This window comes from Lacinutrix sp. MedPE-SW (assembly GCF_001874145.1).
Lineage (GTDB): Bacteria > Bacteroidota > Bacteroidia > Flavobacteriales > Flavobacteriaceae > Lacinutrix.
In genome coordinates this window covers 59,253-83,063 of sequence record NZ_MPCX01000010.1, presented here as the reverse complement: position 1 = coordinate 83,063, position 23,811 = coordinate 59,253, and the positions used below count along the sequence as shown (strand labels likewise).

General features: G+C 31.6%; 27 protein-coding genes and 1 tRNA gene. 7 read left to right on the top strand and 21 right to left on the bottom strand.

Annotated features, from left to right (window positions below; translation table 11 throughout):
* Positions 1–2 precede the first annotated feature (2 nt).
* The gene (locus tag BM549_RS10465) at positions 3–365 is read right to left on the bottom strand and encodes a BlaI/MecI/CopY family transcriptional regulator (protein WP_290470220.1); all 363 of its coding nucleotides are present in this window, start codon (positions 363–365) and stop codon (positions 3–5) included.
* A 122-nt stretch (positions 366–487) separates the two neighbouring features.
* Between BM549_RS10465 and BM549_RS10460 the strand changes: the two genes are divergently transcribed.
* Positions 488–985 carry a DUF456 domain-containing protein gene (locus BM549_RS10460; RefSeq protein WP_290470219.1) on the top strand — a complete coding sequence of 166 codons (498 nt, stop codon included), beginning with the start codon at positions 488–490 and terminating at the stop codon, positions 983–985.
* Positions 986–1,252: 267 nt separating this feature from the next.
* Here BM549_RS10460 and BM549_RS10455 read toward each other — a convergent pair whose 3' ends face one another.
* The 14 genes from BM549_RS10455 to BM549_RS10390 all read right to left on the bottom strand — a co-directional run bounded on the left by BM549_RS10455 (position 1,253) and on the right by BM549_RS10390 (position 14,402).
* A complete protein-coding gene (locus BM549_RS10455; protein WP_290470218.1) occupies positions 1,253–1,933 on the bottom strand; it encodes a response regulator in 681 nt (226 codons plus the stop codon).
* Positions 1,934–1,951: 18 nt separating this feature from the next.
* On the bottom strand, positions 1,952–3,850 hold the full coding sequence (locus tag BM549_RS10450; protein WP_290470217.1) for a tetratricopeptide repeat-containing sensor histidine kinase: 1,899 nt from the start codon (positions 3,848–3,850) through the stop codon (positions 1,952–1,954).
* A 227-nt stretch (positions 3,851–4,077) separates the two neighbouring features.
* Entirely contained in the window at positions 4,078–4,263 is a 186-nt protein-coding gene (locus tag BM549_RS10445) for a hypothetical protein (protein ID WP_290470216.1), read from the bottom strand.
* 48 nt (positions 4,264–4,311) lie between these two features.
* Positions 4,312–4,497 carry a hypothetical protein gene (locus BM549_RS10440; RefSeq protein WP_290470215.1) on the bottom strand — a complete coding sequence of 62 codons (186 nt, stop codon included), beginning with the start codon at positions 4,495–4,497 and terminating at the stop codon, positions 4,312–4,314.
* A gap of 48 nt (positions 4,498–4,545) precedes the next feature.
* Complete coding sequence (locus tag BM549_RS10435) at positions 4,546–4,731, bottom strand: hypothetical protein (protein WP_290470214.1); 186 nt, start codon at positions 4,729–4,731, stop codon at positions 4,546–4,548.
* Positions 4,732–4,775: 44 nt separating this feature from the next.
* On the bottom strand, positions 4,776–4,961 hold the full coding sequence (locus BM549_RS10430; protein ID WP_290470213.1) for a hypothetical protein: 186 nt from the start codon (positions 4,959–4,961) through the stop codon (positions 4,776–4,778).
* 52 nt (positions 4,962–5,013) lie between these two features.
* On the bottom strand, positions 5,014–5,199 hold the full coding sequence (locus tag BM549_RS10425; protein WP_290470212.1) for a hypothetical protein: 186 nt from the start codon (positions 5,197–5,199) through the stop codon (positions 5,014–5,016).
* A gap of 479 nt (positions 5,200–5,678) precedes the next feature.
* Positions 5,679–5,752 (bottom strand) — tRNA-Asp (locus BM549_RS10420).
* A gap of 77 nt (positions 5,753–5,829) precedes the next feature.
* Positions 5,830–6,759: a DUF58 domain-containing protein gene (locus BM549_RS10415; protein WP_290470211.1), complete on the bottom strand. Its 930-nt coding sequence runs from the start codon at positions 6,757–6,759 to the stop codon at positions 5,830–5,832.
* Positions 6,760–6,856: 97 nt separating this feature from the next.
* On the bottom strand, positions 6,857–7,402 hold the full coding sequence (locus BM549_RS10410; protein ID WP_013869938.1) for a ClpP family protease: 546 nt from the start codon (positions 7,400–7,402) through the stop codon (positions 6,857–6,859).
* An 81-nt stretch (positions 7,403–7,483) separates the two neighbouring features.
* A complete protein-coding gene (gene trxA, locus BM549_RS10405) occupies positions 7,484–7,801 on the bottom strand; it encodes a thioredoxin (protein WP_290470210.1) in 318 nt (105 codons plus the stop codon).
* Positions 7,802–8,053: 252 nt separating this feature from the next.
* On the bottom strand, positions 8,054–12,445 hold the full coding sequence (dnaE, locus tag BM549_RS10400; protein WP_290470209.1) for a DNA polymerase III subunit alpha: 4,392 nt from the start codon (positions 12,443–12,445) through the stop codon (positions 8,054–8,056).
* A 204-nt stretch (positions 12,446–12,649) separates the two neighbouring features.
* Positions 12,650–13,114 carry a PA2169 family four-helix-bundle protein gene (locus tag BM549_RS10395; protein ID WP_290470208.1) on the bottom strand — a complete coding sequence of 155 codons (465 nt, stop codon included), beginning with the start codon at positions 13,112–13,114 and terminating at the stop codon, positions 12,650–12,652.
* A 196-nt stretch (positions 13,115–13,310) separates the two neighbouring features.
* Positions 13,311–14,402 (bottom strand): DUF6252 family protein, encoded by a 1,092-nt coding sequence (locus BM549_RS10390; RefSeq protein WP_290470207.1) that lies wholly within the window; start codon positions 14,400–14,402, stop codon positions 13,311–13,313.
* Between the two features lie 144 nt (positions 14,403–14,546).
* Between BM549_RS10390 and BM549_RS10385 the strand changes: the two genes are divergently transcribed.
* The 6 genes from BM549_RS10385 to BM549_RS10360 all read left to right on the top strand — a co-directional run bounded on the left by BM549_RS10385 (position 14,547) and on the right by BM549_RS10360 (position 19,629).
* Entirely contained in the window at positions 14,547–15,050 is a 504-nt protein-coding gene (locus BM549_RS10385; RefSeq protein WP_290470206.1) for a 30S ribosomal protein S16, read from the top strand.
* Positions 15,051–15,204: 154 nt separating this feature from the next.
* Positions 15,205–15,735: a ribosome maturation factor RimM gene (rimM, locus tag BM549_RS10380; protein WP_290470205.1), complete on the top strand. Its 531-nt coding sequence runs from the start codon at positions 15,205–15,207 to the stop codon at positions 15,733–15,735.
* Positions 15,735–16,448, top strand: coding sequence for a methyltransferase (locus BM549_RS10375; RefSeq protein ID WP_290470204.1), 714 nt, complete (start codon positions 15,735–15,737; stop codon positions 16,446–16,448). The genes rimM and BM549_RS10375 overlap by 1 nt, the downstream gene beginning before the upstream one ends.
* Before the next feature lie 105 nt (positions 16,449–16,553).
* Positions 16,554–17,732, top strand: a complete 1,179-nt coding sequence (locus BM549_RS10370) for an acyl-CoA dehydrogenase family protein (RefSeq protein WP_290470203.1) — start codon at positions 16,554–16,556, stop codon at positions 17,730–17,732.
* Positions 17,733–17,856: 124 nt separating this feature from the next.
* Positions 17,857–18,642, top strand: a complete 786-nt coding sequence (locus tag BM549_RS10365) for a DUF3050 domain-containing protein (RefSeq protein ID WP_290470202.1) — start codon at positions 17,857–17,859, stop codon at positions 18,640–18,642.
* 90 nt (positions 18,643–18,732) lie between these two features.
* Entirely contained in the window at positions 18,733–19,629 is an 897-nt protein-coding gene (locus BM549_RS10360) for a metallophosphoesterase family protein (protein ID WP_290470201.1), read from the top strand.
* Positions 19,630–19,656: 27 nt separating this feature from the next.
* Here the strand turns inward: BM549_RS10360 and BM549_RS10355 are convergent, their stop codons facing one another.
* From BM549_RS10355 to BM549_RS10330, 6 genes are all read right to left on the bottom strand, one after another.
* Complete coding sequence (locus BM549_RS10355; protein ID WP_290470200.1) at positions 19,657–19,989, bottom strand: 2Fe-2S iron-sulfur cluster-binding protein; 333 nt, start codon at positions 19,987–19,989, stop codon at positions 19,657–19,659.
* A gap of 32 nt (positions 19,990–20,021) precedes the next feature.
* A complete protein-coding gene (locus tag BM549_RS10350; RefSeq protein ID WP_290470199.1) occupies positions 20,022–21,083 on the bottom strand; it encodes an NAD(P)/FAD-dependent oxidoreductase in 1,062 nt (353 codons plus the stop codon).
* 197 nt (positions 21,084–21,280) lie between these two features.
* Entirely contained in the window at positions 21,281–21,523 is a 243-nt protein-coding gene (locus BM549_RS10345; protein WP_290470198.1) for a NifU family protein, read from the bottom strand.
* Positions 21,524–21,526: 3 nt separating this feature from the next.
* Positions 21,527–22,663 (bottom strand): Mrp/NBP35 family ATP-binding protein, encoded by a 1,137-nt coding sequence (locus BM549_RS10340; protein WP_290470197.1) that lies wholly within the window; start codon positions 22,661–22,663, stop codon positions 21,527–21,529.
* 169 nt (positions 22,664–22,832) lie between these two features.
* The gene (locus BM549_RS10335; RefSeq protein WP_290470196.1) at positions 22,833–23,162 is read right to left on the bottom strand and encodes an MGMT family protein; all 330 of its coding nucleotides are present in this window, start codon (positions 23,160–23,162) and stop codon (positions 22,833–22,835) included.
* 18 nt (positions 23,163–23,180) lie between these two features.
* Positions 23,181–23,810, bottom strand: coding sequence for a LysE family transporter (locus BM549_RS10330; RefSeq protein ID WP_290470195.1), 630 nt, complete (start codon positions 23,808–23,810; stop codon positions 23,181–23,183).
* Position 23,811 lies beyond the last annotated feature (1 nt).

The following is a 23,811-nucleotide window of genomic DNA, read 5'->3' as shown; positions in this document are numbered from 1 at the left end:
TATTATTTTTTTTGTTTTTCAATTTCTTCTAAAACAGACTCCAATTCATTTAGATTTATGTCATTTTTTTTAACAAAAAATGAGACCATACTTTTAAACGATCCTTGAAAATAGTTGTCTACCAATTTATTTAATGACTGGTTACTATACTCTTGCTTTTTTAATAAAGGAAAGTAAATATGTCCTTTTCCTTTTTTTTCGTAATCTACAAAGCCTTTACTTTCTAATATTCTAACTATTGTAGATACTGTGTTATATGCTGGTTTTGGCTGTGGTAATTGCTCAATTATTTGCTTTACATTGGCTTTCTCTAATTGCCATAAAACTTGCATTATATCTTCTTCTGCCTTTGTAAGTTGTTTCATATTAATACTTTTTAAAACTAAATATTTAGTTCAAATATAACTATTTTTTTAGTTTAAACTAATTTTTTAGTTTAAAATTTGTAACATTATTTTTAAAACGGAGTCTAATAGATAAAAAAATAATGGATATATTTCTTACGTTTCTAGGCTTGTTATTTATATGTTTAGGCTTAATTGGTAGTATTTTACCTGTACTTCCTGGTCCGCCATTGAGTTGGTTGGGACTTCTATTTTTGTACTTAACCAGTGCTGTACCAACAAACACTCAGTTTTTAATAATTACCTTAGCAATTGCGCTTTTTGTCTTTGCTTTAGACTATATAATACCTGCTATTGGTACCAAAAAATTTGGTGGCTCTAGAGCTGGCATGGTTGGCACCACTATTGGATTAATCGTGGGTTTATTTTCTCCTATTCCATTTGGTATAATTATAGGTCCATTTTTTGGAGCACTAATTGGAGAACTAATTAATAAAGCAGATTCTAAAACAGCTATTAAAGCTGCTTTTGGTTCGTTTTTAGGTTTTATTACCGGAACTTTTATAAAGTTTGTTGTTGCTATAATTTATTTTGGCTTTTATATTAAAGTCTTTTGGGAATATAAAGCTGCGATATTTTAAAAAAGAAGAAACCCTATAATTATATGACAATTATAGGGTTTGTGTAAATGTGCTATTACCAACTAAATTCCTTCATAAAATGAAATGAATCAAGTTAATGATTGTTGATAAAACAAATATAGTAAAGGCTATTTTGTGTGTTACGGGAAAAACCGTAATTAGATTACGGGAAAAACCGTACTTTACAGTGTTAGTGGTAGTTACGGAAATTTTTATTTTTTTAAAATTTTTAAAACTTTAACATTTAGAAGGTTATTATTAAGTAAATTAATTAATAAATCCCTTTTCTCGAGCAGCATTTATTAATGCTTCATCGTTTAAATCTTCAACCAAAAACATTCGTTTTAAGGTTTTTTTACGTTTTTCTACACTACTTAACGAGAGGTCAAAATGTTTTACCAAATCTTTTGTTTTTGTTCCTTTAGATAAAAGGTATAATATTTCGTGATTTATACCATCTACATCTAACCTACTTGGTAAGGTTTTACTTAATATACTATTTACAGTTCCACTATAAAAAATTTCGTTATTTAGTATACGTTGAAATGCACTTGATAATTCGCTCGAGGTTAAATCGCTTTTTATTAAAAAACCTTCTGGATTAATTTCGTTTATAATTTTATGAATTCTAAACGATTCGTCAAACATGGTTAAAATTATAATTTTAGAACTGGGAGAATGTTCGTATACATATTTTGCCAAATCTAGTCCAGACTTATATTTACCATCACTTGACTCTGGAATACTTATATCAAAAAAATATACATCAAACGGATTATTGGTTTCTATAGATTTTTTTATTTCAGCAATAGACTCATCACAGTTATTTGCTGTATCTATAAGTAGTGTTTGGTTTTCCTTTTTTGTTGCTTTTAATGTAATTTGATACCCTTCTAAAATCATTGGGTGATCATCTGTCATTAAAATTCTTATTGTTCTTGGTAACATTTTAAAAAAATTTATTAGTTAGATTGGGACATCTATTTTAATATTAGTTCCTTTATTTTTTTCTGTATTAACAGTAAATACACCATTAATTTGCTGTACTCTAGATTTCATGTTTTTTAATCCAATTCCTTCTTTATTTCGCGCAAGATCAAATCCTACTCCATCATCATTTATTGTTAAAGATATTAAATTCTTTTTTTGTTTTATAGAGATGCTTACAAGACTTGCATTTGCATGCTTATAAATATTTTGAAGCGATTCTTGTATTATTCTATATAAATGTATTTTAGTTTTATTTGGTAAAATATCCCAATTTAATTTGTGGTCTAAGGCTAGATTATAAGTTAATTGGTACGCGAGGCATTGAGTTTCTACTAAAGTAGTTATTAAACTTTCAAAACTTGCATTAGCTATAAAATCTGTATTTAACTCGTGAGATACTTTTCTAATATCCTGTTCTATATCTTTTAATTCGTTTATATAACTTTCTCTATTTTGTATGGCATCATCGGTTTTTAGCATGTTTAAACTATCTAAGCTTAATCGTGCTCCAAATAGTCTACCTAAAATACCATCATGTATTTCTTGAGAAATTCTTTTTTTCTCTAGAGCTCTAGCTTCATCCATTTTATCTTGCTGCAATAACATAAGGTTATAAATTTCTTCATTTGCTTGTTGTTGTTGCCTGGCGAGTTGTAATTCCTTGTTTTTTTCTCGCTGTGTTTTAATTATGTATATAAATAAAACTAAAATTAGTAAACCAATTGTTGTTATTAAAAGCCACATGTTTTGCCTAGAAACAGCTTCTTTTTCTCTTTTTATAACATCTGTTTCATGATAAATTCTAGCAAATTTATTACTTATAGAACGTTCTGCTAATACTAAACTGTCACTTAGTTTTATATATTGAAATAAGCTTGAATTAGATTTTTTACCTGTTTCAATTTTAGATTTTAATAGTAATGCATCTAAAATTGTTTGATTTGCATTTATTTGTTTTGCAACTTTTAAAGATTGATTTGAATAATATAAAGCCGAATCTTTTATATTAGCTTTTAAATAAACTTCTGAAAGAAATTTACTTACTCCAGATATTTCTATTTCATCATCTTCATCATTAGCTATTTTTAAAGCTTCCTTTAACCTTTCTATTATTTGATTATAATTTTTATCTCCTTTTAAAAATTTTACATACGCTAAGTTAGAAATAACGGTTACATAGGATAATGGGTCTACAGATTTTAATTTTTGGTCTTCTAATAGAGATTCAAATATTTCTATAGACTTATCAAAATCTTTCTTTCTGCGTTGAAGTATGGCAATATTAATTTTAGAAAATAGTGCGTTATATGGGTTTGCATCTTTATTTCTTGTATAAGATAAAGCTTTGTTATGGTAAGTAATTGCTTCATCATAGAGTTCTATTCTACTGGAGATTATTGCTAATAAATTATTAATATTCCATTGCCATTCGTTTACTACTGCTTCATCTTCTTCTAAATCGTTTAAAATTTTAATAGCTTCAATAGCATTAATCTCAGACCCAATAAAGTCTCGCTCTGTTTCTTGTATGCTTGCCATAGCATACAAAACTTCAATTTGATTTAATTTTCTATTAAGTTGGCTATAATATTTTTCTGCTTGGTAATAATAATAATATGCGCTATCTGGTTTATTAGTTAATTCAAAACTATAGGCTATATTATTAGTTGCAAAAGCCATTTTTAAAGTATCATCTAATTTTTTAGATAACCTTAAGTTTTCTTTATTTATTTTATATATAGAGTCTCCAACACCTTCTAATAAATATATATACGAAAGTATTCTATTACTAGCCAGTACAGTAGTATCTTGTTTTGTTTGTTTTGAGAGTGAGATTGCTTTTTTAGCATACTCAAAACGTTTATTAAATGTCAATGATTGATCTTTAGCAAGCGCTCTAAATTTATAAATATTAGAGTATAGACTATCATCTTGTGCTTGTAAGAAACAGCAAAAGAAAATTAATATAAAAGAAGTTAGTTTATTATAAAATTTCAATATCTAGTCTTTATCTCATAAAAGTATAATTTTTAATAAAATTATTTACAATTACAATATATAAAAAAGGGATTGTATTGAAAAGAATTCCCTCTTCATAAAAACTATCCATTAGATGGTATTACCTTTTTCTTTTTGTCTCCAAAAACGGTTGCAGTTAATAAAGGTTTATTTATTTCGTGATTTGGTGTTTCTATCACTATTGTAGAGTTAGAATCTTTAGATGGTAAAACTGAAGTAAATAATGTTATTGTGAAGATTGCTACTAATGTAATTTTTAAAGTTTTCATTATGTTTTTGCTATTAAAGATGTAATGTTGCGAGAAATGTTTATTAAATTATCCGTTAGATGGTATTACCTTTTTCTTTTTATCACCAAAAACGGTTGCAGTTAATAAAGGTTTATTTATTTCGTGGTTTGGTGTTTCTATAACTATTGTAGAGTTAGAATCTTTAGATGATAAAACTGCTGTAAATAATACTAATGAGAAGATTGCTACTAATGTAATTTTTAAAGTTTTCATAATGTTATTGCTATTAAAGATGTAATGTTGCGAGAAATGTTTATTAAATTATCCGTTAGATGGTATTACCTTTTTCTTTTTGTCTCCAAAAACGGTTGCAGTTAATAAAGGTTTATTTATTTCGTGGTTTGGTGTTTCTATCACTATTGTAGAACTAGAATCTTTAGATGATAAAACTGCTGTAAATAATACTAATGAGAAGATTGCTACTAATGTAATTTTTAAAGTTTTCATAATGTTTTTGCTATTAATGAGGGTAAAATATTGTTGTTTAAAATCTATCCGTTAGATGGTACTACTTTTTTCTTCTTATCTCCAAATACTGTTGCATCTATTAGAGGCTTGTTAATTTCGTGATTTGGTGTTTCTATCACTATTGTAGAATTAGAATCGTTAGATGGTAGAACTGCTGTGAATAATACTAATGAGAAGATTGCTACTAATGTAATTTTTAAAGTTTTCATAATGTTTTTGCTATTAATGAGGTTTGTATTTATTGTAATTTTATTTTTAAATCTATCCGTTAGATGGTACTACTTTTTTCTTTTTATCACCAAAGGCAGTTGCATCTATTAAAGGCTTGTTAATTTCGTGATTGGGTGTTTCTATTACTATAGTTGCATCTGCTTCGCTAGAAGGTAATACAGCTGTTAATAATATTAATGAGAAGATTGCTACTAATGTAATTTTAAGAGATTTCATAATTTATGTTTATTTATTTTGTTTTCAATTTTTTAGTTAAAATATGAATACAGAAAATGCTACCATTATTCATAGTACCACACATAAATTAATAACATAGACTTAATGTCTATTCAATGGAATGCTCTTACTTAGAGGCATCGAAATGCTAAGGGACTCAGTAAGAGCGGCTAATATATTGGAAACATCTATAAACGGCTCAAATAATCGACGAAATACATAAATCAAGGATTAACCGATTAACAAATGTTAATATTTTGAGCAATAAAGTATAAAATAAGAAGAAAATACGATAAAATAAAAAAGCATCCCAATTTTCTATCTCAAAATTTTGAGAGAAAAAAGGAAAGCTTTCCATCGGTTTTAGCTATTTAACTAGCTTTCTACCAGCTTGATGGACTACTACACCCATCAAAACAACACAACTAAATTTTTTGCCAAAAAAAGCTTCAACATTGTTGAAGCTTTTAGCAATTTTGCGGTCTGGACGGGACTCGAACCCGCGACCTTCGCCGTGACAGGGCGACATTCTAACCAACTGAACTACCAGACCGTTGCATATTGCGAGGGCAAATATACACCGCTATTTTAATACTGCAAACCTTTTTGCGATTTTTTTTTAAAAAAAGTTTAAATAAATTTTTGACGCTCTAACATATAGCTAGTTAGGATTGCATCAAAACTATTGTTTATATCTGCCTCAACATACTTAATACGGTTTTGACCACATTTTACTCGCAAATCTTTAAAGTAATCACTAACTAAAGCCTCATAATTATCTTTTACCTGTTCACTATATAAATTAATATGTTCTCCTGTTTCTACATCTACAAATCGTTTTGGCTTATTATTAAAGTCAAAAACTAATTCTTTACTCTTATCAAATACATGAAACAATACAACTTCATGTTTATTATGTTTTAAATGACGAAGTGCATCAAAAAGCTTAACCTCATCTGTAGAGGTTTGAAACATATCTGTAAACACAAAAATTAGCGAACGCCTATGAATTTTCTCGGCAATTTGATGCAGATACTGGTAAGTTTCCGTTTGCTTATTTTTAGGCTTACTTAAAACCGTATTACTCAATTGCGCTAAAAGCATTTGGTGATGGCGTTCACTTCCTTTTTCACTTGCATAGAAATCGTAAGCATCACTATAGATACTTAATCCCACAGCATCACGTTGTTTTTTTAAAATGTGCATTAAAGAAGCAGATGCCAAAGCCGAAAATGCAATTTTATTTAAATTATCTATCCCAAAATTAGACCTATCGGGATAATGCATAGAGCTACTATTATCTAATATAATGTGGCAACGTAAATTTGTTTCGTCATCATAACGCTTGGTATAAAGTTTATCTGTTTTTGCAAAAAGCTTCCAATCTATATGACGTGTACTTTCACCAGGATTATAGATTTTATGTTCAGCAAACTCTGCCGAAAATCCATGAAACGGACTTTTATGCATGCCAGAAATGAAACCTTCAACAACCTGTCTTGCCAAGTGCTCTAAGTTTTTAAATCCGCCAGCTTTATTTAATTCGTCTTGTAAATTCATCTTGTTCCTGCAAAGGCAAGAATTTCTTTAATTTATTTTACATAAAAAAAGAGAATAGAATTAAATCTCTAATCTCTTTTCTCTACTCTTAATATTTTTAATCTAAAATACCATCTACAATACCGTAATCTTTAGACTCTTCTGCTCCCATCCAATGGTCACGATTAAAATCTTTCATTACTTTCTCAAAATCCTGACCACAGTTTTCTGCTAAAATCTTAGCACTAAGTTCTTTTGTTTTTAAAATTTCCTGAGCTGTAATTTCTATGTCACTAGCTTGACCACGTGCACCACCACTTGGCTGATGTATCATAACACGTGCATGAGGCTGTATAAAACGTTTACCTTTTGTACCTACAGATAATAATATAGAACCCATAGAAGCAGCTAAACCAGTACACACTGTAGAAACATCACTTTTTAATGATTTTATTGTATCATACATTGCAAAACCAGATGTTACATAACCTCCAGGACTGTTAATGTATAATGTAATATCTTTAGTTTCTAAGCTATCTAAATACAGAAGTCTATCTATAACATGCTTAGCACTTTTATCGTCTACCATTCCCCAAAGAAAAACCTTTCTTTCGTCTAATAGTTTACTATCTATTGCGTCTTGCGCTTTTGTTGTCTTACTCATTGTAATTTACTTTTTTACTAAAATAAAAAAAAGGTTTGCCATAACAACAAACCTTTATCAATTCTTTATGAAAATATATTTCTATAGTAGTGCGTCAATAGCTTCAGAGTAAGCATTTTTTGGTGCTACTCCAACTTGTCTACCAACTACTTCTCCATTTTGAAAGACCAAAACTGTAGGTATATTTCTTACACCATACTTAGCTGCAAATTCTTGGTTTGCATCAACATCAACCTTTCCAACAATAGCTTTACCGTCGTACTCTTCACTAATTTGGTCAATAATTGGCCCAACCATTCTACAAGGTCCACACCAAGCAGCCCAAAAGTCTACCATAACTGGTTTGTCGCTTTTTAATACTGTTTCTTCAAAATTTGCATCTGTGATTTCTAATGCCATGATATTTATTTTTTTATTGAATGTTACTTCTTATTAATATACAAACTTAGTCAAAAAAAAACCGAAACCTTACACTCTTACAATTTGTTTAACTTATAGCTGCATTGATTAGGTTTATTTTATTTGGGCGCATAAACTAGGCTCCGCTATATCTTTTTTGTTTCAATGACAAAAAAGGATGCCGCATCAATCCTTTGCGCTAAAATTAGGTTAAACAAAGTAACTATTATTGCACTTGTAAAACCTATATTTTTAAGAATTAAGTTTATAATAAATTTGATCTTCATCTAATGCACTTAAAAGCTCTTGAGAAACTTTTACCTTTTGCCTTCGACTTGGCATTTCTAATTTTATCTGTTCTCTATTATCATAAATAACAAAATCAAGCATATGATTACCTGGATGCATTGAAATTAAAGATTTTAAGTTCTGAATTTTTTCTGACTCTAATTCTTTAATATTTAATTGTATAGATAATTTACGTACGTATTTATCCATAACATCATGCAACAATTGGAAACTATTAAATTGTAATCGTGGGTCACTTTTTTTACCAGTATCTCTATTTACCCAACCTTCACGTACAAAAGTTTTTACGTGTACAAAAGTGTTTTTTAGTAAAAATGGACGATGTTTTAAATAGTCTTCTCCAAAAATTCTAAATTCAAAAGAATCTGTATAATCTTCTATAGTAAATAACGCCCAACCTTTACCTTGTTTACTTACACGATGCTGAACATCTGTAACTACGCCTCCAAAAGTAATTTCTTTATTTACATGTGGTGTAAGGTCATTAAAATAAGCAATGGTTCCTGTACAGAAGTTTTTCATTTCGGTTCTAAAATCATCTAATGGGTGACCAGAAATATAGACACCAACAACTTCACGCTCTTGTGCTAACTTCTCCATAGTTCCCCAAGTTTCACATGGTGGCACTTCTGGTTCGGCTATTTGCACTTCACTACCGCCACCAAATAAACTTACCTGAGCAGAGTTTTCGTTTTCTTGATGTTTTGCTCCATATTTAATGGCTTTTTCAAGAAAAGTTAAATCGCTACCTTCTTTATGAAAATACTGTGCACGATGCGTATCTGTAAAACAATCAAAACCACCAGCTAACGCTAAATTTTCAAAAGCTTTTTTATTGGCTGCACGTAAATCTATTCGTTTTGCAATATCAAAAATAGACTTGTATGGACCGTCTTTTTTACGGTTCTCTACAATAGTCATTACTGCTCCATGACCAACTCCTTTAATGGCTCCCATTCCAAAACGTACTGCATTGTCTTTATTTACAGAGAATTTATAATAACTCTCGTTAACATCTGGACCAAGTACAGGCAATTTCATACGTTTACACTCTTCCATGAAAAATGTAACCTGCTTAATATCGTTCATGTTATTAGACAGTACTGCTGCCATATATTCTGCAGGATAATGTGCTTTTAAATAAGCGGTTTGGTAAGCAATCCAAGCATAGCATGTAGAGTGCGATTTATTAAAGGCATAACTTGCAAAAGCTTCCCAATCCTTCCAAATTTTCTCAAGTTTTTTAGCATCGTGACCTTTAGCACTTGCTTGCTCGATAAATTTTGGTTTCATTTTATCTAGTACCGCAATTTGCTTTTTACCCATTGCTTTACGTAAAACATCGGCTTCACCTTTAGTAAAATCTGCTAGTTTTTGCGAAAGCAACATTACTTGCTCTTGGTAAACTGTAATACCGTATGTTTCTTTTAAGTACTCTTCCATTGCTGGCAAATCGTACTCTATATCTTCATCACCATGTTTTCTACGAACAAAACTTGGAATGTATTCCATTGGTCCTGGTCGATATAGTGCATTCATGGCAATTAAATCGTCAAAAACCGTTGGTTTTAAGTCTTTAAGGTGTTTTTGCATTCCAGGAGATTCATACTGGAATACACCAACAGTTTCTCCTCGTTGGAATAAAGCATAAGTTTCTTCATCATCTAAAGGAAAGTTTTCTGGATCAAGCGTGATGCCATGTTTTGCTTTTACAATCTTAACCGTATCTTTAATTAAGGTTAAGGTTTTTAATCCTAAAAAGTCCATTTTTAATAATCCTGCATCTTCTACAACAGAGTTATCAAATTGTGTGACGTATAAATCTGAATCTTTAGCTACAGAGACAGGAACGAATTTTGTAATATCGTCTGGCGTAATAATTACACCACAAGCATGAATACCTGTATTTCTTACAGAACCTTCAAGTGATCTTGCAATGTTTACGGTTTCGGCTTGAAGGTCTTCTCCTTCAGAGATGTTTAAAAGCTCGTTTATTTTCTCTAAATCTTCAGCTCTAAATTTGCTTCCTAATTCTTTTTCCGATAGTCCAAAAATCTTACCTAATTTAGACATTGTTGGAATAAGCTTCGCTATCCTATCGGCATCAAATAAAGGTAAATCTAAAACTCTGGCAGTATCTCTAATTGAAGATTTTGCTGCCATTGTACCATAAGTAATAATTTGCGCTACTTGATTACTACCGTATTTTTCTATTACATAATCCATGACACGACTTCGACCTTCATCATCAAAATCAATATCAATATCTGGCATACTTACACGATCTGGATTTAAAAAACGCTCAAAAAGTAAATTATACTTCATTGGGTCTATATTGGTAATCCAAAGGCAATAAGCTACTACAGATCCTGCTGCAGATCCACGACCTGGACCAACAGAAACATCCATATTTCGGGCTTCACGAATAAAATCTTCTACAATTAAGAAATAACCAGGATATCCTGTTTTTTCAATAACGCTTAACTCAAAATCTAAACGCTCTACTACTTCTTCTGATAGTTCTTCGCCATATCTTTTTTTAGCTCCTTCGTAAGTTAAATGCCTTAAAAATGCATTTTCTCCACGTTTGCCGCCATCTTCTAAATCTTCTTTATGTTGAAATTCCTCAGGAATATCGAAGGCTGGTAATAATACATCACGAGCTAATTGAAAACCTTCAATTTTATCTACTACTTCCTGAATATTAATAATTGCGTCTGGCACATCTTTAAAGATGTTTTTCATGGCTTCTGCCGACTTGAAATAATATTCTTGGTTAGGTAAACCATAACGGTAACCGCGACCACGACCTATTGGTGTTGCTTGCTTTTCGCCATCTTTTACACACAATAAAATATCGTGCGCATTAGCATCTTCTTGCTTTGCGTAATAGGTGTTATTTGTTGCAACAAGCTTTACATCATGCTTCTTTGCTAAACTTATTAAGGTTGGATTTACACGATTTTCATCCTCTTGATTGTGGCGCATAAGCTCTACGTACAAGTCGTCCTGAAAAGTTTCTTTCCACCAAATCAAGGCTTCTTCTGCTTGATTTTCTCCTACATTTAAAACCTTACTTGGCACTTCGCCGTAAAGGTTTCCTGTTAAACAAATTAAGTCTTCTCTATATTGCTCAATTAGTTTTTTATCTATTCTAGGTACATAATAAAATCCATCTGTAAATGCATGCGATGATAGCTTTGCAAGGTTATGGTAACCGTTTTTATTTTTTGCAATTAATACAATTTGGTAACCATTATCTTTTCTAGATTTATCTAAATGGTTTTCACACACAAAAAACTCACAACCTACAATTGGTTTTATTTTTTTCGCATCTGTTGTTTTACCTTCAGCTTCGGCTTGTTTTATTTTACCTTCAACAGCTTTGTTATGTTTGTTTACTGCATTAACAAAGTGAAATGCTCCCATCATGTTTGCATGATCTGTTAGTGCTACTGCAGGCATATTATGCTCTGCTGCAACAGCTACAATATCTGCAACACTCATTGTTGACTGCAATACCGAAAACTGAGAGTGGTTGTGTAAATGCACAAAATCTACAGCTTGTAAATCGGCAATATTTTCCTTTATTTCTTCAGAAGAAATACCGCTTGATTGTTCCTTTTGTAGTCTGGCATTAATTTTAGCACTTTCCTTTTTTAAATTAATGTGCTTTAAGCCAATTAACTGAATAGGTTGCGGATTAGCTTCTGAAAACTTCTCGAAATAATCTGGCTGTACATCAAGTTGTGTTTTGGTGTATTGTTGCCTTCTTATTAATTCTAAAAAACAACGTGTTGTTGCTTCAACATCGGCAGTTGCGTTGTGCGCTTCAGCAAATGGCTGATTAAATAAATATTGGTGTAACTCTGTTAACGTTGGTAATTTAAATTTTCCGCCACGACCACCAGGAATTTGGCACAAACTTGCTGTGTGCTCTGTACAGGTGTCTAAAACTGGTAGTTCTTGTAATTGATTTGCAATGTCTTCGCGAACAAACTCTGCTCCCATTATATTGAGATCGAACTTTACATTTTGACCTACAACAAATTTTGTTTTACTTAAAGCTATATTAAATTTCTCTAAAACCTCGATTAACTCAACTCCTTGTTCTTGGGCTAACTCTGTAGAAATACCATGGATTTTTTCGGCATCATAAGGTATATTAAAACCTTCTGGTTTTACTAAATAATCTTCACTCTCAATACAGTTTCCCATAGCATCATGTAATTGCCATGCAATCTGGATACATCTTGGCCAATTATCTGTATCTGTAATTGGTGCATCCCAACGTTTTGGTAAACCGGTTGTTTCTGTATCAAATATTAAATACATAAATAGCTGTTATTAAGGTGTTTTGCTAAAAAAGCTGTGAGAAATTATTGGCCTATAAAAATACATAAAAATGAGAGTTTAAAAAGTTAAAGTTATCAAGAGTTATAAAGACCCTATTTTTTAAGAGAATAAAAGCTTTTAAACAGCAAAAAAGCCAACTCTTTCGAGTTGACTTTTTAGCAAATTTCTTTTTCATAAAAAATTTTAGCTTACCAATTCTAATTTGGCTTTTTCTGTATTAATTGCAGATTGTATTGCGTCTCTATGTTTTGCAATCAAGTTATCAATTGTTGGCGGTAAGTTTTTTTCTGTAATCATAGTATTGTATTCTTCAAGACTTGATTCCTCACCTCTAATTGCTTCTTCTAAAATTGCTTCTTCATTGTTAGATGAAAACGTGTTTTTTAAATTCATCCAATTTCTATGCATTGCGCCTTTAAACGTTCCAGAATCTTCAGGAATTTGTCCGTATTGTAAGATTTCGGTTCTTAATTCTTTTGCAAATTCACTTCTTTCTGAAGCTCTTCGTTTAAAAAACATTTTTAAATCGTTACTTTCTACATTTTGGTAGGCATCTATGTATCCTTTTTCGGCATCATAGTTTTTTACAAGTAGTTCGTTTAATTTGTTTGAAATTTCTTCGGTATACTTCATAATATCTTTTATCATTTTAAATTTCAATACTTTTTTTAATGATGCGTATTGTTTCACATCAACAATTTAAAGATAGTAGAAATTAGATGCGATGTCAAGTTGTTTAACACACTTTGTGAGTGATTTAAACGTTTTTAAGAGTCTTTAACAAAACCAAAAAAAAAAGAGCGCAGCCTTAGGACTGCGCTCTTTTTTTATTTTATAAAATTACCTACAAATTAACATTTATCACACCATTTGCTAAACCAACATCTGCTCCACCGTTATAATCGTTAACAGCACCTGAAAATGTACCTTGAATAGCCGTGTTTGAATTTGTTGTAATTGTGGTAGTAAATTCACCTAAAGTCATATTTCCCGGTATAGGCTCATGGTTGACACCGTTTATATTTATTACAAAATTAGTTACAATGTCTGTTCCTGTTTGTCCTTCTTCTATATCAAATTGAACGTAGTCTGTATTTGCGGCATCTTCAACTATAACCGTTTTTGTTGTACCAATTAATGTTACACTCTCATTAGCATTAAAAACTCTGGCTGTGCCATCTACCTCTACTTCTATACTTGTAGTTAAAGTAGTTGTTGCTGTACAATCTAAAGCATCAACCATATCTTGAATAGTACCTCCTGGGTCACCGCAAGATGATATTTTATTTAATAGAGCTGTTCTATAAGCATTACAAGCGTTCTCATATTGAGGATCATTTGTTGGAGTTGCATTATATGTAATAGATGTAGCGTTAACAGCACTTTCTGCACTATCACAAGAAATATTTGTGTTTCCTTCTACTACTACCGCTCCAATTAAAGGAACATTATGAAAAAAGCCTTCATTAAAATTAACTGCAGATAATCCTGAGTTAGAAAATGCATTGAAATAAAACTCTCCAGAAACTAAACCTGCTTCTAAATCTAAATCTCTTAAATTTATTACACCAGCCGGAGGATAAATTTGCATACTTTCATCTGGAACATTACTTGTTGAATAGAAAACTTCATCGGCATCTAGTAAAGTTGCAAAAGATGCATTCTCTACAACCTCATAACAACTACCTATATTATCTTGAAAAACACCTGTACATGAACTAGCGTCTGATGGAAAAGCAACTAAAGTTATCGTTTCAAAATTATTAAAAGCTACAATTGTCAACACACCATTAGTATCTAAATTTGCAGTGTAGCTAACCGCTTCCCAAATATTACCATCTTTTTTAGCACTAAAGGTTGGAGTGTTAAATTCAACTTCTTCGCCACAGCTAAAAAAAGCAAAAGTTAAAAGGAATAAAACGATAATTTTTTTCATAGTTTATAGTGTTTGAAGAAACCAAAAATAAAATAAAAAATCACAATGTTATAGTTTTAATTTAAAAAGTTGATATATAAATAAATATTGTATCTTTGCACACTTATTAATAATCGAGGTCGCGTACCTCACAAATTAATTTTTATGCCTGTAAAAATCAGATTACAAAGACACGGTAAAAAAGGAAAACCTTATTACTGGATCGTAGCAGCAGATGCTCGCGCGAAAAGAGATGGTAAATACCTAGAAAAAATAGGTGCTTACAACCCAAACACTAACCCAGCAACTATTGAATTAGATGTTGATGGAGCAGTAAAATGGCTACAGAATGGTGCACAACCAACAGATACTGCCAAAGCATTATTATCTTACAAAGGAGCCTTACTTAAAAATCACCTTGCTGGTGGAGTTCGTAAAGGTGCTTTAACTGAAGAGCAAGCTGAGAAGAAATTCGCTGCTTGGTTAGAAGAAAAAGCTGGTAAAGTAGATGCAAAAAAAGACACTTTAGCAAAAGCTGATGCAGATGCTAAAGCTAAAGCATTTGAAGCTGAAAAAGCAGCTAACGAAGCAAGAATTGCAGCTAACGCTCCAGTTGTTGAAGAAGAAGCTCCAGCTGAAGAAGCAGAAGCAACAAACGAAGAAGAATAGAAAATTAATTTTTTATACTTTTAAACTCCGATAATTTTTTATCGGAGTTTTTTATTACAAAAAACTAAAATTTATTATTAGGTTAAATACAAACAAGACCTAAGTAATTATTAATATATTTCCATAATAGTGGAAACGAAACAAAAATTTTTCGATGACTAAAGACGAATGTTTTTTTCTTGGTAAAATTGTAAAAAAATACAGTTTTAAAGGAGAGTTGTTAATAAAACTGGATACAGATGAACCAGATTTATACGAAAACTTAGATGCCGTATTTGTAGATGTTAGAGGTAATTTAATACCTTTTTTTACAGAAAGTTCTCAATTGCATAAAAGTGAATTGTTGCGTGTAAAATTTGAAGACGTAGACACAGAAGCAGATGCTGATGCTTTAATAAAAAGCGAATGCTATTTACCGCTTTCTGCATTACCAGAACTAGACGACGATAAGTTTTACTTTCATGAAATTATTGGCTTTACCGTAGAAGACAAAAACTTTGGAACTGTAGGCTCCATTAAAGGTGTTAATGATAGTACTGCTCAATCTTTATTTGAAATAGACAGAAATGGTATTGAAATACTAATACCTATGAATGATGAATTTATTTCTAAAGTAGATAAACAAAACAAAACCATATTTGTTAATACTCCCGAAGGTTTAATTGATTTGTATCTTGAAGAATAATGAGTAAACCTTTTTATTTTAAACAGTTTACAGTAAAACAAGACCAATGTGCCATGAAAATTGGAACCGATGGTGTTTTACTTGGTGCTTGGACAACCATTACCAAACAACCTTTTGCAACGCTAGATATTGGTGCTGGAACAGGCATTTTATCTTTAATGCTAGCACAACGTAGTCATGCTGAAGTTATAGATGCATTAGAAATAGACGAAAGAGCATACGAACAATGTGTTGAAAATTTTGAAGCTTCACCATGGAGCGATAGATTATTTTGCTACCATGCAGATTTAGCTGAATTTACCGAAGAGATTGAAGATAAGTACGATTTAATTATATGCAATCCTCCATTTTATAATGAAGATTATAAAACAGAAAATACACAACGTGATTTAGCACGTTTTCAAGACGCCATGCCTTTTGAGCATTTAGTAGCTAGTGTTTCTAAATTATTAATGGAAGACGGTACTTTTTGTACAGTTATTCCTTTTAAGGAAGAAAATAAATTTATTGCTTTAGCTTCGGCTGTAAACTTAATGCCTAACAAAATTACTCGCGTTCGAGGCACACTAAATTCTGAAATTAAGCGCTCTTTAATCGAGATGTCTTTCCGCGAAAGCGCTATTGAAATTAATGAGCTTATTATTGAAAATACTCGACACGACTACACTAAAGAGTATATAAATTTAACAAAAGAATTTTATCTTAAAATGTGATATTTAAATTGGGCAATGTAAGCTTTTTAGTTATTTTTGATAAACTAATAAAATAACGCCTTCTATTTTGAGAATTCCTCATATTTAGAGCAATAAAATTTACATATGAAGCCAGATTTATTTGAAGCTCCAGATTATTACAATCTTGATGAACTTTTAACAGACGAACATAAACTAGTACGTGATGCTGCTAGAGAATGGGTAAAACGTGATGTCTCTCCAATTATTGAAGACGCTGCTCAAAAAGCAGAGTTTCCAAAGTCTATTATTAGCGGTCTAGCAGAAATTGGTGCTTTTGGACCTTATATTCCAGAAGAATATGGTGGCGCTGGTTTAGACCAGATTTCTTATGGTTTAATTATGCAGGAAATTGAGCGTGGAGATTCTGGTGTACGAAGTACAGCCTCTGTACAAAGCTCACTAGTAATGTATCCTATCTGGAAATATGGCAACGAAGAGCAGCGCAATAAGTATTTACCAAAATTGGCTAGTGGTGAGTGGATTGGTAGTTTTGGTTTAACAGAGCCAGATCATGGCTCTAATCCTGGTGCTATGGTTACTAACTTTAAAGACATGGGAGATCATTATCTTTTAAATGGTGCAAAAATGTGGATTAGTAATGCGCCGTTTTGTAACGTAGCTGTTGTTTGGGCTAAAAATGAAGAAGGTAGAATTCACGGTCTTATTGTAGAACGTGGCATGGAAGGTTTTACAACGCCAGAAACACATAACAAATGGTCACTAAGAGCAAGTGCTACTGGTGAGCTTATTTTTGATAATGTAAAAGTCCCTAAAGAAAACTTATTGCCAAACAAATCTGGTTTAGGTGCGCCTTTAGGTTGCTTAGATTCTGCTCGTTTTGGTATTGCTTGGGGAGCAATAGGTGCTGCTATGGATTGTTATGATACTGCTTTACGCTATAGTAAAGAACGCATGCAGTTTGGTAAACCTATTGGCCAGTTTCAATTACAACAAAAAAAATTAGCCGAGATGATTACCGAAATTACCAAGGCACAACTATTAGCTTGGCGTTTAGGTGTTATGCGAGAAAATGGTACTGCAACATCTGCACAAATATCTATGGCAAAACGTAATAATGTAGAAATGGCTATAAATATTGCTAGAGAAGCAAGACAAATGCTTGGTGGTATGGGAATTAGCGGCGAATACTCAATCATGCGTCACTCTATGAATCTTGAAAGTGTTATTACCTACGAAGGCACACATGATATACATTTACTAATCACCGGTTTAGATATTACAGGCCTTAATGCCTTTAAATAAAACAAGGGTTATTTAATTATTTTACTTCTACGAAATAGATATTTGTAATAGTTAAAAAACCAAAAAGTATTAAAGTGCGTTTCTATATAGAAGCGCATTTTTTATTTTTGTAAAAAAGAAATTAATGAACATAGATCAAGTAAATAAAGAACTCTCTACACTAAGACAACAATTAATTAACCATAGCTTATATAAAAAAATTGAAACGACTGATGACCTTTCGGTTTTTTTGAAAACTCATGTTTTTGCTGTATGGGATTTTATGTCTTTATTAAAAGCATTACAACAAAAACTAACATGCACAACCTTACCATGGATACCTGTAGGTAATGCCGAAACACGTTATTTAATTAACGAAATAGTACTTGCTGAAGAGACAGATATAAATTTAAAAGGAGAGCGAAAAAGTCATTTTGAGATGTATTTGGATGCCATGGACGAATGCTCTACTTCTACAAATAATATCGACACATTTTTAATAGAGCTCACGAACTCTAATGATATTATTGAAACCATTAAAAATAGTAACTTAAACAATGCACTAAAAGGCTTTTTAAATTTTACATTTAGCACAATAAAACATAAAAAACCTCATGAAATAGCTGCAGCATTCACTTTTGGTAGAGAGGAATTAATACCAAATATGTTTACTGAAATTTTAAATAAACTACAAAGAAATTTTCCAGACACAAATTTAAACCAGCTTATACATTACTTTAAAAGACACATTGAATTAGATGAAGATGAGCATGGACCAATGGCCATGAAAATGATAGAAGAACTTTGCGGTAAAAACTCTAAAAAATGGGAAGAAGTTATAGCAATTTCTAAAGAAGCTTTAATTGTAAGAATTAATTTATGGAATAGTATTGAAGCAGAAATAGCTCCTCACAAAACAGAAGTTGTATAATTCTTTTACACAATACATTATTTGCATGTTTTAATTGTTTTACAATAAATAAAGTAAAGAATTTTCGCTAATTTCGTTTAAACTCCATTTATGTTTTCAGCAAAAAAAAGATTAGATCGTGCTTATAAAGAAGCTAAAATTGTTGATTTTGATAACGATAGTAAAATAGTACTATTTAGCGATTGCCACCGTGGCGATAATAGTTTTGCAGACGATTTTGCAAACAACCGAAACATCTACTTTCACGCTTTAAAACATTATTACGCAGAAGGTTTTACCTATTGTGAACTTGGAGATGGTGACGAACTTTGGGAAAACCTATCTTTCGACTCTATTTTACATGCACATAAAAATGTTTTTCTTTTACTAAAAGAATTTCATAAGCGTAACCGTTTACAAATGATTTGGGGAAATCATGACATGGTTTACCGAAACCCAGAATATGTAAAAAAAAACTTATCTACATATTTTGATCCTAAAGTTGGTGAAAATGTTGAACTCTTTGGAGATATAAAATACGAAGAAGCTATAGTTTTAAAACATTGCCAAACAGGACAAGAACTATTTTTAACACATGGTCATCAAGCAGATTGGTGGAATTTTCTTTTTTGGAAATGGAGCCGATTTATGGTTAGGGTACTTTGGAAACCTTTAAATGTTATGGGTATCGCAGACCCAACGAGTCCTGCTAAAAACTACAAGGAACTTATTAAAGTAGAACGCCGTACTAAGAAATGGATTATAGAAAACAACAATTTAATTACTGTTGTTGGCCATACACACAGACCACGTTTTCCAGAACCTGGTGATATTGCTTTTTTTAATGATGGTAGTTGTGTTCACCCAAGAAGTATTACTGGTTTAGAAATTGAAAACGGAGCCATTTCTTTAATTAAATGGCAGATTTCTACTACAGATAATGGAACTTTACAAATTGTTCGCGTATTACTAGAAGGACCAACTGCTTTAGAAAACTATAGAACCTAATAATTATTAAGCTATTTAATTTTGTTATTAGGACTCAGGAGCCAATTCTACTTCCAAACCTTCTAAATCTGGAGTAATATGAATTTGACAACCTAGTCTAGAATTATCTTTTACATAAAAGGCTTCAGATAACATGGCTTCTTCGTCATCTTGCATTTCTGGAAGTTCTGTATCACTCAACACATAACATTGGCAGGACGCACACATAGCCATGCCGCCACAAACACCAATTGTACCTTCTTCGGCAAGCTCGAAAGAACGTACTACTTCCATTAAATTCATTGCCATATCTGTTGGCGCTTGAACGTCATGGGCTTTCCCTTCTCGATCTATAATTTTTATGTTTATATCCTGTTCCAATGCTTTATATTTATCTACTAATTAATATAGTATTACTCTATTTTTTTTACCACGGCTTTTGGTGCTTCTTTACGTGTACCATCAAAACCATCTACTCCTGCTACTGTTGTATATTTCATAACATAGCGTTTTCCTGGATTTATAATTTTGTATGCAGATTGGCACATTAATGTTGCCTCATGAAAACCACAAAGTATTAATTTTAGTTTACCTGGATATGTATTTACATCTCCAATGGCAAACACTCCTGGAATATTTGTTTGGTAATCTAAACTGTTATCTACCTTAATTGCGTTTTTCTCTATTTCTAATCCCCAATTAGCTATAGGACCTAATTTGGGAGATAAACCAAATAGTGGTATAAAGTGATCGCACTCTATTTCAAATTCTTTTTCTATATGTTCGGCTTGTTTTACAACAACACCTTTTACTTCTTTATCACCAAGTATACCTACAACCTCGGCTGGAGTGATTAAGTTTATTTTTTCTTTGTTTTTTAGTTCTTGTACTTTTTCTACAGAGTCTAAATGACCACGAAATTCGTTACGTCTGTGAATTAAAGTTACTTCTTTTGCGACATCGCTTAAAAATATACTCCAATCTAAGGCAGAATCTCCACCACCAGCTATTACAACTTTTTTATTTCTATAAATTTCTGGGTTTTTAATAATATACTCTACACCTTTATCTTCGAAACTTGCAATATTATGGATTAATGGTTTTCTAGGCTCAAAACTTCCTAAACCTCCTGCAATTGCAACAACTGGTGCTTGATGTTTTGTGCCTTTATTTGTTGTTACTATAAAACTTCCATCTTCTTGTTTTTCTATAGTATCTGCTCGTTCTCCTAAGGTAAAACCTGGCTCAAACTGCTTACACTGCTCCATTAATTTGTGTGTTAAATCGCCTGCAAGAATTTCTGGATAAGCTGGAATATCGTAAATAGGTTTTTTAGGATATATTTCTGAGCATTGCCCACCTGGTTGTGGTAATGCATCTATTAAATGACATTTTAGTTTTAATAAACCTGCTTCGAAAACGGTGAATAGTCCTGTTGGACCTGCTCCAATTATTAGGATATCTGTTTTTATCATTTTTATTATTTCGAAGGTATAAATCTTGAGTTTTTACCTTTCTTTTTTTATGTAAAAAAATGTCGAGGTAGTAATACCTAACATGTTTTAAATTTTTAAGTATGATGTTTTTGTTTAAGCGTGAAGGATTGAGGCATTGTTGGAGCTCATCTTTGATAGCGACTGCCGAAAGCCTGACCTTTAGGTCACGCCCAAATTTAACGCTCTATATTTATTACTTGCTCTATTTGTGGAGCATATTTTTTAATTGTCATTTCTACTCCAGATTTTAAGGTCATCTGGTTTACACTACAACCAACACAAGCGCCTTGCAACTGAACTTTAACTAACTTATCATTTTCTATTGATAGTAGTGTAATATCACCACCATCACTTTGCAAAAAAGGACGAATTTCCTCTAATGCTTTTTCTACGTTTAGTCTTACTTCTTCTGTTGTCATCTTTTATTTTTTAACGGCCGAACATCCTGCCATTGTTGTAATTTTTATTGCTTCAGTTTCTGGTAATGTCTCGTTTCTATTAACGACTTCTTGCACTACATTTTGTGTTAATTTTTCAAAAGCTTTTTCTAGCGGTGTTGCTGTTTGTAATGCTGCTGGCCTACCTACATCTCCTGCTTCACGAATACTTTGTACTAAAGGAATTTCGCCTAAAAGTGAAACATTTAAATCTTGTGCTAGATTTTTTGCGCCTTCTTTTCCAAAGATATAGTATTTATTATCTGGTAACTCTTCTGGTGTAAAGTATGCCATATTTTCTATTATACCTAAAACGGGTACATTAATACTCTCTTGTTGAAACATTGCAACTCCCTTTTTAGCATCTGCTAACGCAACATTTTGTGGTGTACTTACTACTACTGCGCCTGTTATTGGTAAGGATTGCATGATACTTAAATGTATGTCTCCTGTTCCTGGCGGTAGGTCTAATAATAAGAAATCAAGCTCTCCCCAAGCCGCGTCAAAAATCATTTGATTTAATGCTTTTGCTGCCATTGGCCCACGCCAAACTACTGCTTGATCTGGCTTTGTAAAGAAACCTATTGATAATATTTTTACACCGTAATTTTCTACCGGTTTCATTTTAGATTTTCCATCTACGGTTACAGATAATGGTCTTTCCATTTCTACATCTAGCATTATTGGCATTGATGGCCCATAAATATCTGCATCTAAAACGCCTACTTTAAAGCCCATTTTAGCTAATGTTACTGCTAAATTTGCTGTTACTGTAGATTTACCAACACCACCTTTTCCAGAGGCTACTGCTACAATGTTTTTTATTCCAGGAATGGTTTTTCCTTTTATTTCATTTGCTGCTGGTTTTGCTGGTGCTTCTACTTTTAAGTTTACTTTTACTTGTGCTTTTTCGTAAACTTTTTCGTGTATTGCTTTTAGTATTTCTACTTCGGTTTTTTTACGTGCTTGTAATGCTGGGTTTGTAATTGTTATATCTACAATTATCTCATCTGCAAAAGTAACTACATTTTTAACCGCTCCACTTTCTACCATATTTTGTCCTTCTCCAGGTACTGTAATAGTTTCTAGCGCTTTAAGTATATCTTGTTTTGTAATTTTCATATTTTATTTTTAATACTAAAAAAAGAGAATAAAGGTTAAATTACCTTTTTAAATCTTAATCAAGATTTTAAAATCTTATTCAGATTGATTCTAAACGCAAAGATACTATATAAAGATTGAAGTATAAAGTGGTTAGTTTGAAGATTTTCTATTGGGCAATTAATAAACTTTATAATTCATTTTGTGGGTCCCAATATACACTTTGCAAATTTTGTATTTGATTGTTATTAATTACTATACCTTCACTTTCTAAAAGTTGTTGCATGAGGTTGGTACCATTAAAATGATGCTTTCCTGTTAATAATCCTTTTTTATTAACTACCCGATGAGCAGGAACATCTTTATTATATGAACTATTCATTGCATAGCCAACCATTCTAGCACTTCTGGGTGCTCCTAGATAATTTCCTATTGCACCGTAACTAGTAACTTTACCATATGGAATTTGCCTTGCTACTTGATAAACTTTTTCGAAAAAATTAAGTGTTTCGGGTTTCATTTATTAGTTATAAAATACTTACCATTCTCTAATAATGTTTATAAATGTAAATATTGAAATAATTCCAGTTATAAAGCCTATGGTATAATTTATTGTTTTTTGAGATCTAATTTTTTTACTTTTTATACGTTTAAAAAAAAAGATATATATATAAAGCATTACAAATGTACCAGTTGCTGCGCCAGAAACATATGATGCTATACTTGTTTTATTTAAGGTCATTAATCCTGCTGTTGCTAGCGTTGTACCCATATAGGCTTGATATGGTATAGGAAACACATTTAAACCAGAGAGTAAAATACCTTCAAAAAAGCGTCCTTTTTTGCTTTTGGTTATTGGTTTTACTTTTGGTTTTTCTTCTTTATTGGCAAGTACAAAAAAATATATTGTTAATAATACAAAAATTACAAATGCCACACGTTGTAAAATATTTGTAATATTTGGGTGATTACTTAAATAACTAGCAAACAACAAGGCGATGAGTGTTTGTATAATAACAACAACACAAACACCAATAGAAAACATTAAAGCTCTATTATAACCGTCTTTAATACTTATTTTAGCAGCTGTCATGTTTAGTAGTCCTGGAGGTATGACGCCTACTAGTGCTATTATTAGACCCAATGAAAATGTAATTGTTATTTCCAAA

Bases quoted from the DNA above. Each gene is read 5' to 3' on its own strand.
- BM549_RS10395 (WP_290470208.1), bottom strand. From the start codon at position 13,114: ATGATAAAAGATATTATGAAGTATACCGAAGAAATTTCAAACAAATTA.
- dnaE (WP_290470209.1), bottom strand. From the start codon at position 12,445: ATGTATTTAATATTTGATACAGAAACAACCGGTTTACCAAAACGTTGG.
- BM549_RS10350 (WP_290470199.1), bottom strand. From the start codon at position 21,083: ATGATAAAAACAGATATCCTAATAATTGGAGCAGGTCCAACAGGACTA.
- BM549_RS10370 (WP_290470203.1), top strand. From the start codon at position 16,554: ATGAAGCCAGATTTATTTGAAGCTCCAGATTATTACAATCTTGATGAA.
- BM549_RS10360 (WP_290470201.1), top strand. From the start codon at position 18,733: ATGTTTTCAGCAAAAAAAAGATTAGATCGTGCTTATAAAGAAGCTAAA.
- BM549_RS10430 (WP_290470213.1), bottom strand. From the start codon at position 4,961: ATGAAAACTTTAAAAATTACATTAGTAGCAATCTTCTCATTAGTATTA.
- BM549_RS10390 (WP_290470207.1), bottom strand. From the start codon at position 14,402: ATGAAAAAAATTATCGTTTTATTCCTTTTAACTTTTGCTTTTTTTAGC.
- BM549_RS10465 (WP_290470220.1), bottom strand. From the start codon at position 365: ATGAAACAACTTACAAAGGCAGAAGAAGATATAATGCAAGTTTTATGG.
- BM549_RS10410 (WP_013869938.1), bottom strand. From the start codon at position 7,402: ATGAGTAAGACAACAAAAGCGCAAGACGCAATAGATAGTAAACTATTA.
- BM549_RS10335 (WP_290470196.1), bottom strand. From the start codon at position 23,162: ATGAAACCCGAAACACTTAATTTTTTCGAAAAAGTTTATCAAGTAGCA.
- BM549_RS10455 (WP_290470218.1), bottom strand. From the start codon at position 1,933: ATGTTACCAAGAACAATAAGAATTTTAATGACAGATGATCACCCAATG.
- BM549_RS10425 (WP_290470212.1), bottom strand. From the start codon at position 5,199: ATGAAATCTCTTAAAATTACATTAGTAGCAATCTTCTCATTAATATTA.
- BM549_RS10445 (WP_290470216.1), bottom strand. From the start codon at position 4,263: ATGAAAACTTTAAAAATTACATTAGTAGCAATCTTCACAATAACATTA.
- BM549_RS10345 (WP_290470198.1), bottom strand. From the start codon at position 21,523: ATGACAACAGAAGAAGTAAGACTAAACGTAGAAAAAGCATTAGAGGAA.
- BM549_RS10460 (WP_290470219.1), top strand. From the start codon at position 488: ATGGATATATTTCTTACGTTTCTAGGCTTGTTATTTATATGTTTAGGC.
- BM549_RS10415 (WP_290470211.1), bottom strand. From the start codon at position 6,759: ATGAATTTACAAGACGAATTAAATAAAGCTGGCGGATTTAAAAACTTA.
- BM549_RS10365 (WP_290470202.1), top strand. From the start codon at position 17,857: ATGAACATAGATCAAGTAAATAAAGAACTCTCTACACTAAGACAACAA.
- BM549_RS10440 (WP_290470215.1), bottom strand. From the start codon at position 4,497: ATGAAAACTTTAAAAATTACATTAGTAGCAATCTTCTCATTAGTATTA.
- rimM (WP_290470205.1), top strand. From the start codon at position 15,205: ATGACTAAAGACGAATGTTTTTTTCTTGGTAAAATTGTAAAAAAATAC.
- BM549_RS10375 (WP_290470204.1), top strand. From the start codon at position 15,735: ATGAGTAAACCTTTTTATTTTAAACAGTTTACAGTAAAACAAGACCAA.
- BM549_RS10385 (WP_290470206.1), top strand. From the start codon at position 14,547: ATGCCTGTAAAAATCAGATTACAAAGACACGGTAAAAAAGGAAAACCT.
- trxA (WP_290470210.1), bottom strand. From the start codon at position 7,801: ATGGCATTAGAAATCACAGATGCAAATTTTGAAGAAACAGTATTAAAA.
- BM549_RS10435 (WP_290470214.1), bottom strand. From the start codon at position 4,731: ATGAAAACTTTAAAAATTACATTAGTAGCAATCTTCTCATTAGTATTA.
- BM549_RS10340 (WP_290470197.1), bottom strand. From the start codon at position 22,663: ATGAAAATTACAAAACAAGATATACTTAAAGCGCTAGAAACTATTACA.